Source organism: Inquilinus ginsengisoli (assembly GCF_031453975.1).
GTDB lineage: Bacteria > Pseudomonadota > Alphaproteobacteria > DSM-16000 > Inquilinaceae > Inquilinus > Inquilinus ginsengisoli_A.
The window spans coordinates 115,442-132,043 of the sequence record NZ_JAVDPW010000012.1; the positions used below are offsets into that span (position 1 = coordinate 115,442).

Annotated in this window: 17 protein-coding genes; 8 read left to right on the forward strand and 9 right to left on the reverse strand. The window is 70.4% G+C overall.

The features are described 5' to 3' along the window. Positions 1-19: 19 nt before the first annotated feature. On the reverse strand, positions 20-616 hold the full coding sequence (locus E9232_RS29915) for a TetR/AcrR family transcriptional regulator (protein WP_309800481.1): 597 nt from the start codon (positions 614-616) through the stop codon (positions 20-22). Positions 617-796: 180 nt separating this feature from the next. Here E9232_RS29915 and E9232_RS29920 point away from each other — a divergent pair, with 180 nt between their 5' ends. After that, positions 797-1,375 carry a uracil-DNA glycosylase family protein gene (locus E9232_RS29920; protein WP_309800483.1) on the forward strand — a complete coding sequence of 193 codons (579 nt, stop codon included), beginning with the start codon at positions 797-799 and terminating at the stop codon, positions 1,373-1,375. A gap of 39 nt (positions 1,376-1,414) precedes the next feature. After that, complete coding sequence (locus tag E9232_RS29925) at positions 1,415-2,530, forward strand: AI-2E family transporter (RefSeq protein ID WP_309800485.1); 1,116 nt, start codon at positions 1,415-1,417, stop codon at positions 2,528-2,530. An 87-nt stretch (positions 2,531-2,617) separates the two neighbouring features. Here E9232_RS29925 and E9232_RS29930 read toward each other — a convergent pair whose 3' ends face one another. Beyond that, the gene (locus tag E9232_RS29930) at positions 2,618-3,055 is read right to left on the reverse strand and encodes a metallopeptidase family protein (RefSeq protein ID WP_309800486.1); all 438 of its coding nucleotides are present in this window, start codon (positions 3,053-3,055) and stop codon (positions 2,618-2,620) included. Beyond that, on the reverse strand, positions 3,052-3,828 hold the full coding sequence (locus E9232_RS29935; RefSeq protein WP_309800488.1) for an SDR family NAD(P)-dependent oxidoreductase: 777 nt from the start codon (positions 3,826-3,828) through the stop codon (positions 3,052-3,054). The genes E9232_RS29930 and E9232_RS29935 overlap by 4 nt, the downstream gene beginning before the upstream one ends. Before the next feature lie 104 nt (positions 3,829-3,932). Between E9232_RS29935 and E9232_RS29940 the strand changes: the two genes are divergently transcribed. Beyond that, positions 3,933-4,229, forward strand: a complete 297-nt coding sequence (locus tag E9232_RS29940; RefSeq protein WP_309800490.1) for a YciI family protein — start codon at positions 3,933-3,935, stop codon at positions 4,227-4,229. Here E9232_RS29940 and E9232_RS29945 read toward each other — a convergent pair. Both E9232_RS29945 and E9232_RS29950 read right to left on the reverse strand, forming a co-directional pair. Then, on the reverse strand, positions 4,192-5,442 hold the full coding sequence (locus E9232_RS29945; RefSeq protein ID WP_309800492.1) for a multidrug effflux MFS transporter: 1,251 nt from the start codon (positions 5,440-5,442) through the stop codon (positions 4,192-4,194). The genes E9232_RS29940 and E9232_RS29945 overlap by 38 nt on opposite strands. Continuing rightward, on the reverse strand, positions 5,435-6,151 hold the full coding sequence (locus E9232_RS29950; RefSeq protein ID WP_309800494.1) for a M48 family metallopeptidase: 717 nt from the start codon (positions 6,149-6,151) through the stop codon (positions 5,435-5,437). Before E9232_RS29950 ends, E9232_RS29945 begins: the two co-directional genes overlap by 8 nt. Before the next feature lie 432 nt (positions 6,152-6,583). Between E9232_RS29950 and tauA the strand changes: the two genes are divergently transcribed. The 5 genes from tauA (at position 6,584) to E9232_RS29975 (ending at position 11,027) form a co-directional block, all read left to right on the forward strand. Beyond that, a complete protein-coding gene (gene tauA / locus E9232_RS29955) occupies positions 6,584-7,588 on the forward strand; it encodes a taurine ABC transporter substrate-binding protein (RefSeq protein ID WP_309800496.1) in 1,005 nt (334 codons plus the stop codon). Positions 7,589-7,612: 24 nt separating this feature from the next. Then, complete coding sequence (gene tauB / locus E9232_RS29960; protein ID WP_309800498.1) at positions 7,613-8,392, forward strand: taurine ABC transporter ATP-binding subunit; 780 nt, start codon at positions 7,613-7,615, stop codon at positions 8,390-8,392. A gap of 12 nt (positions 8,393-8,404) precedes the next feature. Beyond that, a complete protein-coding gene (gene tauC, locus E9232_RS29965; RefSeq protein WP_309800649.1) occupies positions 8,405-9,235 on the forward strand; it encodes a taurine ABC transporter permease TauC in 831 nt (276 codons plus the stop codon). Positions 9,236-9,263: 28 nt separating this feature from the next. Then, positions 9,264-10,112, forward strand: a complete 849-nt coding sequence (gene tauD, locus E9232_RS29970) for a taurine dioxygenase (protein WP_309800499.1) — start codon at positions 9,264-9,266, stop codon at positions 10,110-10,112. A gap of 111 nt (positions 10,113-10,223) precedes the next feature. Next, the gene (locus E9232_RS29975) at positions 10,224-11,027 is read left to right on the forward strand and encodes a GNAT family N-acetyltransferase (protein ID WP_309800500.1); all 804 of its coding nucleotides are present in this window, start codon (positions 10,224-10,226) and stop codon (positions 11,025-11,027) included. 20 nt (positions 11,028-11,047) lie between these two features. Here the strand turns inward: E9232_RS29975 and E9232_RS29980 are convergent, their stop codons facing one another. The 4 genes from E9232_RS29980 to E9232_RS29995 all read right to left on the reverse strand — a co-directional run bounded on the left by E9232_RS29980 (position 11,048) and on the right by E9232_RS29995 (position 16,511). After that, on the reverse strand, positions 11,048-11,881 hold the full coding sequence (locus E9232_RS29980) for a carbohydrate ABC transporter permease (protein ID WP_309800502.1): 834 nt from the start codon (positions 11,879-11,881) through the stop codon (positions 11,048-11,050). 8 nt (positions 11,882-11,889) lie between these two features. Continuing rightward, positions 11,890-12,807 (reverse strand): carbohydrate ABC transporter permease, encoded by a 918-nt coding sequence (locus tag E9232_RS29985; protein WP_309800503.1) that lies wholly within the window; start codon positions 12,805-12,807, stop codon positions 11,890-11,892. Between the two features lie 388 nt (positions 12,808-13,195). Further along, positions 13,196-14,455 (reverse strand): ABC transporter substrate-binding protein, encoded by a 1,260-nt coding sequence (locus E9232_RS29990; protein WP_309800505.1) that lies wholly within the window; start codon positions 14,453-14,455, stop codon positions 13,196-13,198. 67 nt (positions 14,456-14,522) lie between these two features. Then, positions 14,523-16,511, reverse strand: a complete 1,989-nt coding sequence (locus tag E9232_RS29995) for an aldo/keto reductase (RefSeq protein WP_309800507.1) — start codon at positions 16,509-16,511, stop codon at positions 14,523-14,525. Positions 16,512-16,602: the final 91 nt, after the last annotated feature.

Consider the following 16,602-nt stretch of genomic DNA (forward strand, 5'->3'; position numbering starts at 1 on the left):
AGGGAGCCGCGGCCCAGGCTCAGTCGGACAGGCGCCGCCGGCCGACCGCCAGGATCTCGTCCGACAGCGCCGGGTTTGCCCGGGCCACCGCCCGCGACAGGACCAGGGCGCCGATGATGCCGCTGAGAACGGAAACGGCGCGCTCCCGTGCCGCGGTCCTCACGGCCGCATCCGGGCTGCCGGCGGCGAAGGTCCCGGCCAGCAGCGCCAGGTAGCCCTCGATGCCGTCGGCGAAGGCGGCCTGGACCGGTTCGCCCTGGCGCGCCGCATCCGACACCATCGCCGCGGTGGGGCAGCCGCCGTCGCCGGCGTCGCGATGCGCCGGCGACAGGTAGCCCTGCAGGGTATCGGCCAGAAGCCGCCCGGCCTCCGGCCCCGCCGCCTCAAGCACCGCCCGCAGGCCGCCGACCGCGCGGGCGAAGGCGGCACCGCACGCCTCGGCCGCCAGCGCCTCCTTCGATTCGAAATGGTTGTAGAAGCCGCCATGGGTGAAGCCGGCCTCCTTCATCAGATCGGCCAGCCCGACGCCGTCGATGCCGCGGGCGCGGAACACCCGCGCCGCCGTCTCGACGATCGCCTCGCGGTTCCGTGCCGCCTGCTCCCTGGTCAGCCGCATCTGCTGTCACACCCCGGCAAATCCCGCCCCGATCCTATAAAGACGATGATCATCATTCGGAAGGCAACGCCATTATCGGACACCGCCGGCCGGCGGGATCGGGACCTGACGCCGCAGCCGCTTGGCGCCGCCGGCCGGGCGGGGTAGACCGCAACCATGATGGAAACGGGATTGCAGGGCATGGACGCGGTGCTGGCGGCGGCGCGGGCCTGCCGGATCTGCGCCGGCACGCTGCCGCACGAGCCGCACCCGGTGCTGCATGCCAGCGCGACCGCGCGGCTGCTGGTGGTCGGCCAGGCGCCGGGCGCGCGGGTGCATGCCAGCGGCCGGTCCTGGACCGACGCCAGCGGCGACCGGCTGCGGCACTGGCTGGGCTTCGACGGCGACACCTTCTACGACGACAGCCGGGTGGCGCTGGTGTCGATGGGGCTGTGCTTCCCGGGCACCGATCCCAAGGGCGGCGACTATCCGGCGCCGAAGATCTGCGCCGAGACCTGGCATCCCCGGCTGCGACCGCTGATGCCCGGCATCCGGCTGACGCTGCTGATCGGCGCCCAGGCCCAGGCCTTCTACCTCGGCGCCCGCCGGCAGCCGACCATGACCGGGACCGTGGCCGCCTGGCGCGATTACCTGCCGGAATTCCTGCCGCTGCCGCATCCCAGCTGGCGCAACACCGGCTGGCTGAAGCGCCACCCATGGTTCGATGACGAACTTCTGCCGGTGCTGCGGGTTAGGGCCGCGGCGGCCCTGGCGGGCTAGCCAGTATCGCCGCCGCCGGTTTCGCCGCAGGATCGCCCGATGAGCATTGACCTCGCCGCCCCGTCCGAGCCCAAGGGCTCCGAGCACCACAACGGCAATGGCAACGGCCACCTGCCGGAAATGCCGCTGCCGGACGACCCGAAGACCGTCTTCCTCGGCATCCTGTGCCTGCTGGCGGTGCTGGCCTGCCTGTCGATCGCCCGCGACATCGTGCTGCCGGTGGTGCTGGCCCTGGTGCTGAAGCTGCTGCTGCAGCCGCTGGTCCGGCTGCTGGAGCGGGTGCGGGTGCCGAAGGCGATCGGCGCGCTGGCGGCCATCCTGCTGCTGCTGCTGATCTTCGTCGGCCTCGGCACGCTGCTGACCAGCCCGGCCGCGACCTGGGCCGGCAACCTGTCGACCGAATGGCCGGCGATCCAGGCGAAATTCGCCTTCCTGGCCGACCCGCTGCACGACCTGCAGCAGCGGCTGGAGCAGATGGGCGTGCGGTTCGGCAATGCCGGGTCGCTGCTGGAGAACCCGACCGCCATCGTCAGCACGATCTTCGCCGGCACCAGCACCATCGCCTCGCATCTGTTCGAGACGCTGCTGATCCTGTTCTACCTTCTGGTGTTCGGCGAAACCTTCCTGCGCCGCTTCGTCGAGATCCTGCCGAACTTCCTGGAAAAGCGGGAGGCGGTGTCGATCTCGCAGCAGATCGAGCGCGACCTGTCGGCCTATCTGCTGACCGTGACCGTGATCAACGCCCTGGTCGGCGCCGCCACCGCGCTGGTGTTGTGGGCCTGCGGCGTGCCGGCGCCGGTGCTGTGGGGCGTGGTCGCCTTCTGCCTGAACTTCGTGCCGATCCTGGGGCCGCTGTTCGGCGTGCTGCTGTTCCTGGCGGTCGGGCTGATCGCCGAAGGGCCGGCCTGGCTGGCGGTGCTGCCGGCGGCGCTGTACCTCGCCATCCATGTCGCCGAGGGCGAATGGTTCACGCCGATGGTGCTGGCCCGGCGCTTCACCATCAACCCGGTGGCGGTGATCCTGGCCCTGATCTTCTGGTACTGGATGTGGGGCGTGCCCGGCGCCATCCTGGCGGTGCCGATGCTGGCCATCACCAAGATCATCTGCGACCGCCTGCGGCCGCTACGCGCGCTGGGACACCTCTTGGAGGGGTGAGCCGTGTAGGTTGGGTTCGCTCTTGCGAACCCACACTGGCTCCGGCTCGGCGATGTTGGGTTCGCCGACGCGAACCCAACCTACGTCCTATCGCTCCTCGGCCTCGCCCTCGTCCGCTTCCTGCTCCAGCGCCTCCATGTCGGCGTCGGAGAAGCCGAAATGGTGGCCGATCTCGTGGATCAGCACGTGGCGGACGACATGGCCGAGGTCCTCGCCGGTGTCGCACCAATAGTCGAGGATCGGGCGGCGGTAGAGGAAGATCATGTCCGGCCGCGTCGCCACCGCCAGGGTCTTCTGCCCGAACGGCGTGCCGGTGTAGAGGCCGAGCAGGTCGTACGGGCTTTCGATCTCCATCTCGTCCAGCGTGTCATCGTCCGGGAAGTCGACGACCTGGATGGCGACGCCGCGGACCATGGCGCGCAGCCGCGCCGGGACCCGCTCGAAGCCCTCCTCCGCCAGCACGATCAGGTCCTCGATCGACGGCGGGGCGCCGAAGGCCGGGATGTCGTCGTCAGCCGGGCTCATCGCGGCGCCAGGCGGACGGCGCCGTCGAGGCGGATGACCGACCCGTTCAGCATCTCGTTGGCGGCGATGTGCAGCACCAGCTGGGCGAACTCGTCCGGCCGGCCCAGGCGGTGCGGGAACAGCGTGGTGGCGACCAGGCTGTCCTGCACCTGCTGCGGCATCGCCGCGATCATCGGCGTGCCGATCAGCCCCGGCGCCACGGTCATCACCCGGATGCCGCTCTTGGCCAGCTCGCGCGCCGCCGGCAGGGTCAGCCCGACCACCCCGCCCTTGGAGGCGGAATAGGCGACCTGGCCGACCTGGCCCTCATAGGCCGCGACCGAGGCGGTGGCGATGATCAGGCCGCGCTCGCCCGAGGCGCTGGCCGCCTCCGGCAGCGGCTCCTCCGCCGCCATCGCCGCCGCCGACAGGCGCAGCAGGTGGAAGGTGCCGAGCAGGTTGACCCGGATCACCTTTTCGAACAGGGCGGGGTCGTGCGGCCCGTCGCGGCCCAGCAGCCGGGCGCCCGGGGCGATGCCGGCGCAGGCCACCGCGATCCGCGCTGTGCCGTGCGCCGCGCGGGCCTGGTCCAGCGCCGCCGCGACCGATTCGCCGTCGCCGACATCGCAGCCGATGGCGAGGCCGCCGATCTCGGCCGCCACCGCCGCCGCCGCGTCGCGGTTGAGGTCGAGCAGCGCCACCTTCGCGCCCGCCGCGGCCAGGGCGCGGGCGGTCTCCGCCCCCATGCCCGACCCCGCCCCGGTGACCACCGCCGCCAGACCTTCGACCTTCATGGAATCCTCCACCCGAATTGCTGTCCCTGCCTAGCAGATCGCCGGTCCGGTTGCGACCGGGCCGAACGCCGCTATACTCGCGGGCTCGACATGGGAGGAGAGCCATGCAGTTCCTGGTGACCGCGAAGGACGGCAGCGACGCCGAGGCGCCGGCCCGGCGGCTGGCGGTGCGCGAGGCCCATATGGCCGGCGCCCGCCGGTACACGGAGGAGGGCGTGGTCGTCGTCGGCGGCGCGATCCTGGACGACGACGGCCGGATGATCGGCTCCAGCATCATCTACGAGGTGCCGGACCGGGCCGCTCTCGACGCCATCATCGCCGCCGATCCCTATGTCACCGGCGGGGTGTGGCGGGAGATCGACATCAGGCCGTTCCGGCTGGCCGTCCGCTCGAAGGCCTGACCAGCAGCCGGAACGCCGCCAGGGCGCCCAGCGACGTCAGCAGCACCGCCAGCGCCATCGGCAGGCCGCCGGTCGCCGGGCTGGTGGCTTGGCCGATGGCGATGCCGACCAGCGCCGCCAGCGTCATCTGGATGAAGCCCATCAGCGCCGAGGCGGTGCCGGCCATGGTCGGGAACGGCCCGATCGCCCCGGCGATGGCGTTGGGGAAGGTCAGGCCGATGCCGGCCATGACCAGGACGAACGGCCCGACCACCGCCCAGACGGTGAACACCCCGGCGGCGGCCAGGCCGGTCATCAGCGCGGCGCCGGCCAGCATCACCAGCGTCCCGGCCGCGATCATGCGGTCGATGCCGAGGCGCAGCGTCAGCCGGCCGGCGCCGAAGGTGCCGCAGATGTAGCCGACGCAGACGATGCCGAAGCAAGCGCCGTAGACCGGCGGCGACAGGCCGAGCATGCCGGACAGCACGAAGGACGAGCCAGAGATAAAGGTGAAGATCGCGCTGTAGCTGCAGGCGACGATCAGGACATAGCCGACATAGCGGCGGTGGCGCAGCAGGGCACCGTAGTTGCGCACCAGCCGGGCCGGGCTGGTGGCCAGCGGGTCGCGGTGGCGGTTGCTTTCGCCCAGCAGGGCCAGCACCGAGACCAGCATCACGGCGCCGAAGCCGACCAGCAGCCAGAACGTCGCCGGCCAGCCGAAGGCCTGCTGCAGCACGCCGCCGATCATCGGCCCGATCGCCGGCGCCAGCGCCATCGCCATCGACATGTAGGCCAGGATCCGGGCCGACCGCCCGGGACCGTACAGGTCGCGCACCACGGCGCGGCCCAGCACCGGGCCGCTGCAGGCGCCGAGCGCCTGCAGGAAGCGGCACAGGATCAGCATCTCGATCGAGGTCGCCAGCGCGCAGGCGATGCTGGCGCCGGTGAAGATGGTGATGCCCGCCAGGATCGCCGGCCGCCGGCCGATGCGGTCGGACAGCGGGCCGTAGATGAGCTGCGCCGCGGCGAAGCCGACCAGGAAGACGCTGAGCGTCAGCTGCACCGTGGCGATGTCGCTGCCGAAGGCGGTGACCAGCGCCGGCAGCGACGGCAAATACAGGTCGGTCGACATCGGCCCGAAGCCGGTCAAGAGCGTCAGCACCACGGCGATGGCGGCCGAGGGCTGGGCGCCCCCGGTCTGCCGGATGCGGTTCTCCGCGGCCTGCTCACCCATAGAGGTGCAGGTCCTGCCCCTTGGCCTTCAGCCAGGCGCGGCAGCGGTCGGAGTCGGGGTGCAGCCGGTCGACCACCGCCCAGAACCGGGCCGAATGGTTCATCTCGACGAGATGCGCGACCTCATGCGCCACGACGTAGTCGAGCACCGGCTCGGGTGCCAGCAGCAGGCGCCAGGAATAGCTGATGCGGCCGCTGGAGGCGCAGCTGCCCCAGCGGCTGCGGGTGTCGCGCACGGTCACGGCGGTGACGTTGACGCCCAGCTGCAGCGCCGTCGCCCGGCTGCGGGCCAGCAGCTGGCGCCGCGCCTCCGCCTTCAGCCAGGCCAGCACGCGCGGGCCGACATGTTCGGCCGGGCCGCCGACCCGCAGCTCACCGTTCACGACTCGGGCTGAGCGGCCGGCCGCCGGATCATGGATGATCCGATGCGGGGTGCCGAGAATCGGGATCTCGGTGCCGGGCAGGAACGGGGTGCGGACCGGCATGGCGGCGCGGCGGCGGCGCACCCAGTCGACATGGCGGGTGACGAAATCGGTGATCAGCTGGGTCGACACCCGCAGCGGGGCGACCACCACCACCTCGCCCAGCGCCGGGTCGAGCCGCAGCGACAGCCGGCGCGCCCGCGCGTTGCGGCGCAGCGCCACCGGGCGGTCGAGGCCGGAGACGGCGAGCAGGGCGAGCGGCGCCGGAGGGCGGAGGGATTTCGGCATGGCCGGACCATAGCCGTACCGGCGGGAAAGGGGAATCGGGACGGGTAAATACTAATTTATTATGTGCTTAAATTCACCAACAGCGCGTGTTGATGTTAATCTTGTTGACTTGATCCGCTCAGCTGTGAAAACCTCTGTCCTGTCGAGCCCGTCTTGGGGACCGTCCGCGGCAAGTTTCCGTGCAGCTTGCGCCGCGTCATCAAACGCTAAGCGACACCACCGGGTTCGTGGTCTCGAGGAGTCGACGTCCATGTCTCTGTCCATCGATCCCGGCAGCCGGCCCGTCGCCCGGTGCGCCCGTCGGCCCCGCTGTCGCAGCGCGGCCTGACCCGGACGTCCGCCTTCCCCATCCCGGCGCCCCGGCCGTCTGAACCGCGCATTGCGCGACCGGCCCCGAGCGTGCGCCTTCCGCCTCGCCCCAGGACATTCCCCATGCTGATCCAGATCCTGCGATGGTCCCTTCTGGCCGGTGCCGCCACCATCGTCATCAGCGGCTACGCCCGAGCCGACGAGACCCTGACCATCGCCTACCAGACCACGGTCGAGCCGTCGAAGGTGGCCCAGGCCGACGGGCTGTATGAGAAGGCCGCCGGCCGCACCATCGCCTGGCGCAAATTCGACAGCGGCGCCGACGTCATCGCCGCCGTCGCCTCGGGCTCGGTCCAGATCGGCTATGTCGGGTCCAGCCCGCTGGCCGCGGCCGCCAGCCAGCAGCTGCCGATCCGCACCATCCTGATCGCATCCGAGATCGGCGCCGCCGAGGCGCTGGTGGTGCGCAACGGCGCCGGCATCGACAAGCCGGCGGACTTGGCCGGCAAGACCATCGCCGTGCCCTTCGTCTCGACCACCCATTACAGCCTGCTGGCGGCGCTGAAGCACTGGGGCATCGACCCGGCGTCGGTCAAGATCCTGAACCTGCGCCCGCCGGAGATCGCCGCGGCCTGGCAGCGCGGCGACATCGACGCCGCCTATGTCTGGGATCCGGCGCTGGGCAAGCTGAAGGAAAACGGCAAGGTCCTGGTCACCTCGACCGAGGTGGCCGGCTGGGGCGCCCCGACCTTCGACGCCTGGATCGCCCGCAACGACCTGATCGACGCGCATCCCGAGGTCGTGCAGGCCTTCGCCGACGTCACGCTGAAGGAATACGCGGCCTACCGCGCCAACCCCAAGGCGTGGACCGCGAATTCGGACGAGGTCGTCAAGATCGCGCGGCTGACCGGGGCGAAGCCCGAGGAGATCCCGGCGTTGCTGGAGGGCAGCGTCTTCCCGGTGGCGGCCGAGCAGGCCGGCCCCAACCTCCTGGGTGGCGGCACGGCCAAGGCGATCACGGCCACCGCGACGTTTCTGCAGGAACAGGGTAAAATCGACCAGGCGTTGACCGACTACGCGCCCTATGTCGATGCCCGTTTCGTCGCCGCGGCTGCGACGACGAACTGAACACAGGGCGCAGAGAGGCCCGCAATGTCGGTTCTGGCAGTGAATGCCGTTTCGGTGACCTATCCCGCGGCGGATGGCGACATCCGTGCGCTGGACCGGATCTCCCTCGCGATCGAGCCGGGCGAATTCGTCGTCGCCCTCGGCCAGTCGGGATGCGGCAAGACCACACTGCTGAACCTGATGGCGGGCTTCCTGGCCCCCGAGGCAGGGACGGTCACACTCGGCGGCGTTCGTGTGACCGGACCTGGGGTGGAGCGGGGCGTCGTCTTTCAGGACGACGCCCTGTTCCCCTGGCTTGACGTGCTGGGCAATGTCGGCTTTGCGCTGCGGCTGCGCGGGATTGCCCCGGCCGAGCGCGACGACCGGGCCCGGCGCATCCTGAGGCTGGTCGGGCTGGAAGGCTTCGAACGGCAGCGGCTGTGGGAGCTGTCGGGCGGCATGCGCCAGCGCGTCGGCCTGGCCCGGGCGCTGGCGGCGGATCCGCAGGTGCTGCTGCTGGACGAACCGCTGGGCGCGCTCGACGCCCTGACGCGGGAACGGATGCAGGAGCTGCTGCTGGATTTGTGGCACCGCACCGGCAAGAGCCTGTTCCTGATCACCCACAGCATCGAGGAAGCGCTGTTCCTGGCGACCCGGCTGATCGTGATGTCGCCGCGGCCCGGTCGCATCATCGACGAGCTGAAACTCGATTTCGGCCGCCGCTACTGTGCCGGCGAGCCGGCCCGCCGGATCAAGTCCGACCCGGATTTCATCGCCCTGCGCGAGCGGGTGATGGATGAGATCTTCGAGCGCGAGGCGGCCTGATTGACTGATTTCGTGCTCCAGCCATCGACGTCCCAGCCGGTTCGCGAGGGAACGATCCCGCGGGCCAGCAACAAAAGAGGCCGCGGGACGCGGCTGATCAGCCTCGCCACCGTGGTGGGCCTCCTGCTCCTGTGGGGAATCGTCTCCAATCTCGGCCTCGTCCCGCCCCTGTTCCTGCCGACGCCGCAGGCGGTGCTGCACAAGCTGGTCACCGTCACCACCAACGGCTTCGCCGACGCCACTCTGGCCCAGCACCTGGCGGCCAGCCTGGGCCGCGTCTTCGCCGCCCTGGCCCTGGCCCTGGTGGTCGCGGTGCCGGTCGGCCTGGCCATCGGCACCAGCCGGGTGGCGCGCGGCATCCTGGACCCGCTGATCGAGTTCTACCGGCCGATCCCGCCCTTGGCCTATCTGCCGCTGGTCATCATCTGGTGCGGCATCGGCGAGGCCTCGAAGATCCTGGTGATCTTCCTCGCCATCTTCGCCCCGATCGCGATCTCGACCGCATCGGGGGTGCGCGCGGTGCCGCCAGACCGGCTGCGCGCCGCCCGCGCCCTGGGCGCCACCAAGGCCCAGCTGCTGCGCCACGTCATCCTGCCCAACGCGCTGCCGGAGATCCTGACCGGGGTGCGCATCGGCCTGGGCGTCGGCTGGTCGACCCTGGTCGCGGCCGAGCTGGTGGCGGCCACCAGCGGCTTGGGCTTCATGATCCAGAGCGCGGCCCAGTTCCTGGTCACCGACGTGGTGGTGCTGGGCATCCTGGTGATCGCCGTCGTCGCCTTCGTGCTGGAATACGCCCTGCGCCTGCTGCAGCGTCGCCTGACGCCCTGGCACGGGCGCGTCTGACACACCCTCGCGAACCGGGAGGTCCGCCATGCCCGACAGCCTGTCGACCATCCTTTCCGTCCAGCCGCTGAACCCGACCATCGGCGCCGTGGTCCGCGGCGTCGACCTGGCCCAGCCCCAGGGTGAGGCCCATGTCGCCGCCATCAACCGCGCCCTGCTGCAGCACCATGTGCTGTTCTTCGAGGACCAGGACCTGACCCCGGCGTCGCATCGCGACTTCGCCGCCCGCTTCGGCGCCCTGCACGTCCACCCGGTCTATCCGCATGTGGCGGAGGTGCCGGAGATCATCATCCTCGACACCCATCCGGACAACCAGCCGGACAACGACAACTGGCACACCGACGTCACCTTCATCGAGACCCCGCCGATGGGCGCGGTGCTGGCGGCGCAGCAGCTGCCGCCGTCGGGCGGCGACACCAGCTGGTCCAGCAGCGTCGCCGCCTTCGACGCGCTGGCCCCGGCCTGGCAGGGCTTCCTGACCGGGCTGGCCGCGCTGCACGATTTCGCGCGGTCCTTCCCGCCCGAGCGCTTCACCGCGCCGGAGGAGCGCGAGCGCTGGCAGGCGGCGCGCGACAAGAACCCGCCGGTCACCCACCCAGTGGTGCGCACCCATCCGGTGACCGGCCGCAAGGGGCTGTTCGTCAACGAGGGCTTCACCACCCGCATCACCGGCTTCTCGGCCAAGGAGAGCGACGCGGTGCTGCGCTTCCTGTTCGACCATGTCGCCAAGCCGGAATTCACCGTGCGCTGGCGCTGGAAGCCGGGCGACGTCGCCTTCTGGGACAACCGCTGCACCCAGCACTACGCCCTGGCCGACTACCTGCCGAACCGGCGGGTGATGCACCGCGCCACCATCCTGGGCGACCGGCCCGTATAGCCAGCTGTTACTGGCGTAACCCATCATCGCCGGACCTGACATCGCAGCGTAGTACGGGATTCCCAGGCTCACGAGACGCCGTCCATCGCGGCGAAATCTCGGGAGCCCAGCATGCCAAAAACGACAGACGCCGAAACCGTCGAATCCGTGGAGCAGTACGCCTCGGTCTGGAAGGCGCTGGTGGCCGACCGGCCGGGCGTCGACCTGACCAACCGGCCGGGCCTGTCGGTCAGCTGGGCCGACAGCCCCTTCCCGTTCTGGAACGCGGTGTTCCTGACCGAGCAGCTGGCGGATGCCAGGCTGCTGCGGGCCCGTCTGGTCGAGGCGGCGGCCTATGTCCGGGGCAAGCGCCAGTCGGGGCTGATCTATGTCTGCGACGAGTTCCTGAGCGGCGCGGCCAAAGAGGGCCTGCCGGAGGCCCTGGTGCAGGCCGGGCTGGACTTCGCCATGCCGATCACCGGCATGGCCGGCAACATCCTGCCGCTGGAGGCGCCGCCCCATCCCGGGCTGCGGATCGAACGCGTGACCGACGCGACCGCGCTCGAGGCCTATGCCGACATCAACTGCGAGGGCTATGGCTTCCCGCTGGAATGGGGCCGGGCCGGGCTGGCCGGGTCGACGCTGTGGACCAAGACGGCCCATTCCTATCTCGGCTATGAGGGCGACCGCGCCGTCTCCGCCGCCTCGGCGGTGGCGCATGGCGGGCGCCTGTATCTTGCGCTGGTCGCCACCCGGCCGGATGCCCAGCGCAAGGGCTATGGCGAGGCAGTGGTGCGGCGGGCGCTGCAGGCCGGGCACAAGGCAACGGGGCTGACCCGGACGGTCCTGCACGCCACCGACGCCGGCGCCCCGGTCTATGGCCGCGTCGGCTATCGCCGCGCCGCCAGCTTCCTGACCTACATGCCGGCAACGTGAGCCAGGGACGGAGGCCGGCCCTACCCCTTGACCGCGCCGCCGGCCAGGCCGGCGACGATGTGGCGCTGGGCCAGCAGGAAGAAGGCGATCGCCGGTGCCAGGGTCAGGGTGACGAAGGCCAGGATCTTGTTCCATTCGGTCGAGAATTCGCCCTGGTAGTTCATGATCCCCAGTGGCCAGGGATACATCTCCGGCGCGTTGAACATGATCAGCGGCAGCATGTAGTTGTTCCAGCTGGCGACCAGGGCGAACACCGCGACCGTGGCCAGGATCGGGCGCGACAGCGGCAGGGTCACGCGCAGGTAGAACTGGAAGTAGCCGCAGCCATCGACCCGCGCCGCCTCCCACAGCTCGTGCGGCAGCTGGCGGAAGAAGCCGCGCAGCATCAGGATCGCCATGCCCAGGCCGAAGGCGACCTGCGGCAGCACCACGCCCCAATAGGTGTCGAGTAGGCCGAGGTCGCGGACCCGAATGAACAGCGGCAGCATCGCCGTTGCCGCCGGGAACATCAGCCCCAGCAGCAAGTAGCTGAGCAGCATGCGGCTGCCGAAGAACACGACATGGGCGAAGACGAAGGCCGCCATCGACCCGGCGATCAGGGTCAGGCCGACGGTGAGCACGGCGATGACCAGCGAGTTGAACAGCATGCGCCACAACAGCGGCGAACTCAGGATCTCCCAGTAGACGCCGCCGTCCCAGCTACCTGGCAGCCCGACCGGGTTGACCCTGAGCTCGCCCAGCGTCTTGAAGCCGCCGAGCGCGGTGGCGACCAGCGGCACCAGCACCATCCCGGCGACGGCGAGCAGCACCAGGTATTGCGGCAGGGTGGAGGGGCGAAACGTGCGCGCGGCCATGGGCGGTCCTAATCCCCCCGCATCAGGGTGCGGCGGTAGACGATCGAGAAGGTGACGCAGATCAGGAACAGCACCACGCCGACGGCGCTGCCGAAGCCGACCTCCATCCGCATGATGCCGAAGCTGAAGAGATAGGTGACCAGCGAATGGGTGGCGTTGGACGGGCCGCCGCGGGTCAGCGCCATCACCATGTCGAACAGCTGCAGCGCGCCGACCACCGAGAAGAACACCGACAGTCGGATCGTCGGGAACAGCATCGGGATCTTGATCCGGCGCACGATCTGCCAGCGCGAGGCGCCGTCGATCCGGGCGGCGTCGATGATCTCGTGCGGGATGTTCTGCAGGCCTGCGATGTAGAGCATCATGTGGAAGCCGAAATACTTCCACACCACCAGCAGCAGCACCGCCGCCATCGCCCAGCCGCGGTCGGCCAGGACGAAGGGCGCCTGGGCCCCGAACCAGCCCCAGATCAGGGCGACGGCGCCGTATTGGCCGTCATACAGGAATTTCCAGATCAGCCCGGTCGCCACCTCGGCCAGAATGTAGGGCAGGAAGAATACCATGCGGAACGCCACCCGGCCGCGCAGCTTCTCGGCCAGCAGCAGCGCCATCGCCAGGGCCAGGGGCAGCTGGATCGCCAGCGACACCGCGATGATCAGCCCGGTGTTGGTCAGCGCCGACCAGAAGGTGCGGTTCTGCAGCAGGAGCCCGAAGTTCTTCAGCCCGACGAAATCCTCCGGGCTGCCGTAGCCGTTCCATTTGAACAGGCTGTAGAAGCCGGCCTCGCCCATCGGCAGGATGACGAAGATGGTGAACACGGCCAGCGCCGGCACCAGCATCAGCACGATCGGCGCCACCCGCGACCGCAGGGCGGTGCGGCGGCGCCGGGCGGCGGCATGGTCGTGCGACAGGGCGACGGCGGTCATCGGGGCGCACCCGCGAAGGCCGGCTCGCTTTGAGTCCCCCCTCCCCTTGCGGGAGGGGGGTAGGGGGAGGGGGTTCCCTCCGCTCCGAGCCGGCGACAGGCCAAGGCACCGAGGTGCGGCCCGACGCATTCGCGCGCAGACGCGCGCAGACCCCTCCCCCTAGCCCCCTCCCGCAAGGGGAGGGGGGACAAGGAAGGAAGCCGATCGTCTCGGAAATGGGACATCTCCAACACCCCTTCCCTCTCGGAGACCGTTTGGAAACGTGTTGGCGTGAGTCGGCTGATGGTGGTTTTGAGAACCGGCGCGCAGCGGACATGGTCGTCCGTGAGCACCGGAAGCGGAAAAACCGCCGTCAGACGGCCGCGCCGGCGCGTTTCCAAATGGGCTCTCAATGCATCGCCCAGGCGTCCTGCACCTGGGAAGCGGCGTCGGCGGGGTCGGTGGCGCCGGAGGCCAGGTCGGCCGAGACGTCGTTGACCACGCGGCCGACATTGGCGCCCAGCATCTGGTCGTAGAACACCTGGAAATAGCCTGCCTTGGCGATGTTCTCGGCCATCTGGCGGAAGAACGGGTTCTTGAGCTTCTCCGCCGTGCCCTTGACCACCGGGATGTAGAGGCCGAGTTCCGCCGCCTTGGCCTGGTTCTCCTGCGTGGTCAGGAACTTCAGGAAATCGACCGCCTCCGGCGGCGACCCCTTGGTCACCAGCCAGCCATTGACCCCGCCCAGCACGTCGGTCGGCTCGCCCGTGCCGCCCGCCACCGTCGGGAACGGGAACCAGCCGAGATCGGCGTCGGCCAGGCCCTTGCCGCTGGCGCTGTTCTTCTTGCTGGTGTTGTAGTCCCAGTTGCCCATCAGGTGCATGGCGGCGTTGCCGTCGCCGAAATAGCCGGAGGCCTGCGGGTTGGTCAGGCCGAGATAGCCGGGCTCGAACGGCTCCAGCGCCGCCAGTTCCTTCAGATGCTCGCCGGCCTTGACGAAGACCGGGCCGTCGAAGCCGTCGCCCGACTGGTTGTAGGCCGACTGGAACGCCGCCTTGCCGCCGAGCCGGATCGCCAGGTGGGTCCAGTAGAAATGGATCGGCCATTTGTCGGCGCCGCCGGTCGCGAGCGGCACGATGCCGGCGGCCTTGATCGTCTTCACCGCGGCCAGGAGGTCGTCCCAGGTCTTGATGTCCTCGGCCTTGACCCCGGCCTTGGCCAGGAGCGGCTTGTTGAACCAGAAGCCGACCTGGGAGGCGAGCACCGGCACGCCCCAGACATGGCCGTCGATGGTGAAGGCGTCGAGCGCCGCCGGGCCGAAGCGGTCGGCCCATTCGCCCTTCATCGCGTCGGTCAGGTCCGTGATGACCCCGGCCTTGACCTGGTCGCGCAGCACGCCGCCGCCCCAGCTGTAGATGATGTTCGGCCGGTCGGGCGACTGCAGCGTGGTCGGCAGCTTGGCCTTGTAGGCCTCGTTCTCGAGATACTGCATCTGGATGGTCACGCCGGGATGCGCCGCCTCATAGGCCTTGGCGACGCCCTGCATCCAGGCCACCGTCTCCGGCGTGTTCTCGATGTGCAGCCATTTGACCGTGACGTCGGCCGTGGCGGAGCCGGAGACCAGCCCGGCCATGGCGAGGGCCGCGAGGCCCGACAGAAGTCTGTTCATGTCTCTCTTCGTCCTCCCTGGTCCCGCCGCCATTGCCGGCGACGGGTTTGGTTTCGATCCGGTTCGTTCAACCCTCCAGCCAGCGCACCTCCTCGGGCGTCAGCACGATGTCGAGCGCCTGCAGCGAATCCTCCAGCTCCTCCAGCGTCAGCGGGCCGATCAGCGGCAGGATCGGGAAGTCCTGGTGCAGGCAGTAGGCCAGGGCGACCTGGTTCGCCGACTTGCCCTGCCGGGCGCCGAGCTCCGCGGCGCGGTCGCGGCGGCGGAAATTCGTCTCGCCGTACCAGCAGCGCTCCAGCTCCGGATCCTCGTGCCGGTCGCGGCCGCCGCGGTCGGTAAAGAAGCCGCGGGCTTGGCTGGACCAGGCCAGCAGCGGCATCTGCCGCTGCCGCAGCCAGGCCTTCCACTCCGCATCCGCGGCGGCGATGCAGCCGGCCCAGACCGGCTGGATCATCTCGGCCAGGCTGAAATTGTTGCTGACCGTGGCCGGCCCGTGCCTGCCGCGGGCCTTGGCATAGGCGGCCGCCTCGTCCAGCCGCTCCCGCGTCCAGTTCGACCCGCCCCAGGACCCGATGCGCCCGGCCCGGATCTCGGCATCCAGCACGTCGACGAACTCGCCGACCGGGATGTCGGGGTTGTCGCGGTGCATCAGATAGAGGTCGAGCCGGCCGGTCTGCAGCCGGTCGAGCGTTTCGGTCAGCTGGCGCGGAATCACGTCGGGGTAGCACAGCGGCGCGTGCGCGCCCTTGCCGATCAGCACGATCTCGTCGCGCACGCCGCGGCTGGCCAGCCAATGGCCGAGCAGCCGGTCGGAGTCGCCGTTGCGGTAGATCCAGGCGGTGTCGAAGGTGTTGCCGCCGCGTTCGAAGAAGCGGTCGAACAGCAGCCCGGCCTGGCTGATGCTCTGCACCCCGACCGCGCCGAGGGCCAGGGCCGAGGCCGGGCGCTGGGCGCCGGGCAGGTCGATCCGGCGCATCGCCCCGGCCTTGAGCGGCCGGCCGTCGACCGGCGCGGTGCGGCGGGCGGGGGTCTCCAGCGCATATTCCAGGCCGATCGCGGCGCGCCAGGCATCCATCGCCTTCAGGTTGCCCAGGCTGTCGGCCAGGCCCATCGCCGCGGATTCGCGCCGGCCGGCGGCGACCGCGTCGCCCACCGCATCGGCCTCGAAGGCGTAGAGCCAGCCCGGCTCGTCGATCGCCACGGTCTCGGCCGTGCCGTCCGGGCGGGTGATGACGATCGTGCTGCTGCCGCCCTCCTTGCCGCTGCAGAACCAGGGCGAGGCGACCTCGATCCGGCCCTTGGTGCCGAACACTCGCACCGTGTTGTCGAGGGCGAGCGACACGCCGGTCGCGACCTGGGCGACGATGCCGCCGGGGAACTGCAGCACCGCCGCTGTCCATTCGTCGACCCCGGTGCGGCCGAGATGCCCGGCCCCGGTCACCTTCACCGGGTCGAGGAACGGCTTGCCCGAGGCGGCGCCGGCGATCAGCCGCGCCATCGACACGGGATAGCCGCCGACATCGAGGATGCCGCCGCCGGCGAGGTCGTTGGCGAACAGGCGGTGGTCGGGGTTGAAGCCGGCGGCGAAGCCGAAGCTGGCCTGGATCATCCGCACCTCGCCGATGGCGCCGCCGGCCACCAGATCCGCCAGCCGCTTGGTCTGCGGATGGGTGCGGTACATGTAGCCCTCGGCCAGGAACACGCCGGCGCGGCGGGCGGCGTCGACCAGGGCCATGGCGTCGTAGGCGTTCACGCCCATCGGCTTCTCGCACAGCACATGCTTGCCGGCCTCGACCGCGCGGATGCCCCAATGCACGTGGCTGGGATGCGGCGTGGCGATGTAGACCGCGTCGATCTCGGGGTCGGCCAGCAGCGCGTCATAGCCGGCATGGATGCGGGCGCCGGGGAAGGCCTCGGCCAGGCCGGGCCTGGCCGGATCCCTGGTGCCGATCGCCACCAGCCGCCCGGTGCGCGACCGCGCCACGCCCCCGGCAAAGGCCTGGGCGATCTTGCCCGGCCCGATGATGCCCCAGCGCAGCTTCGCGTCCGTTGCCATATCCGCCTTTCCGTGTGTCGAGGGTGTCATCGGCCCTTTACCGCCCCAGGGTCGGGCCGGCGGCCCGCGTGCCGGCCCCCGCAGCCTTGGT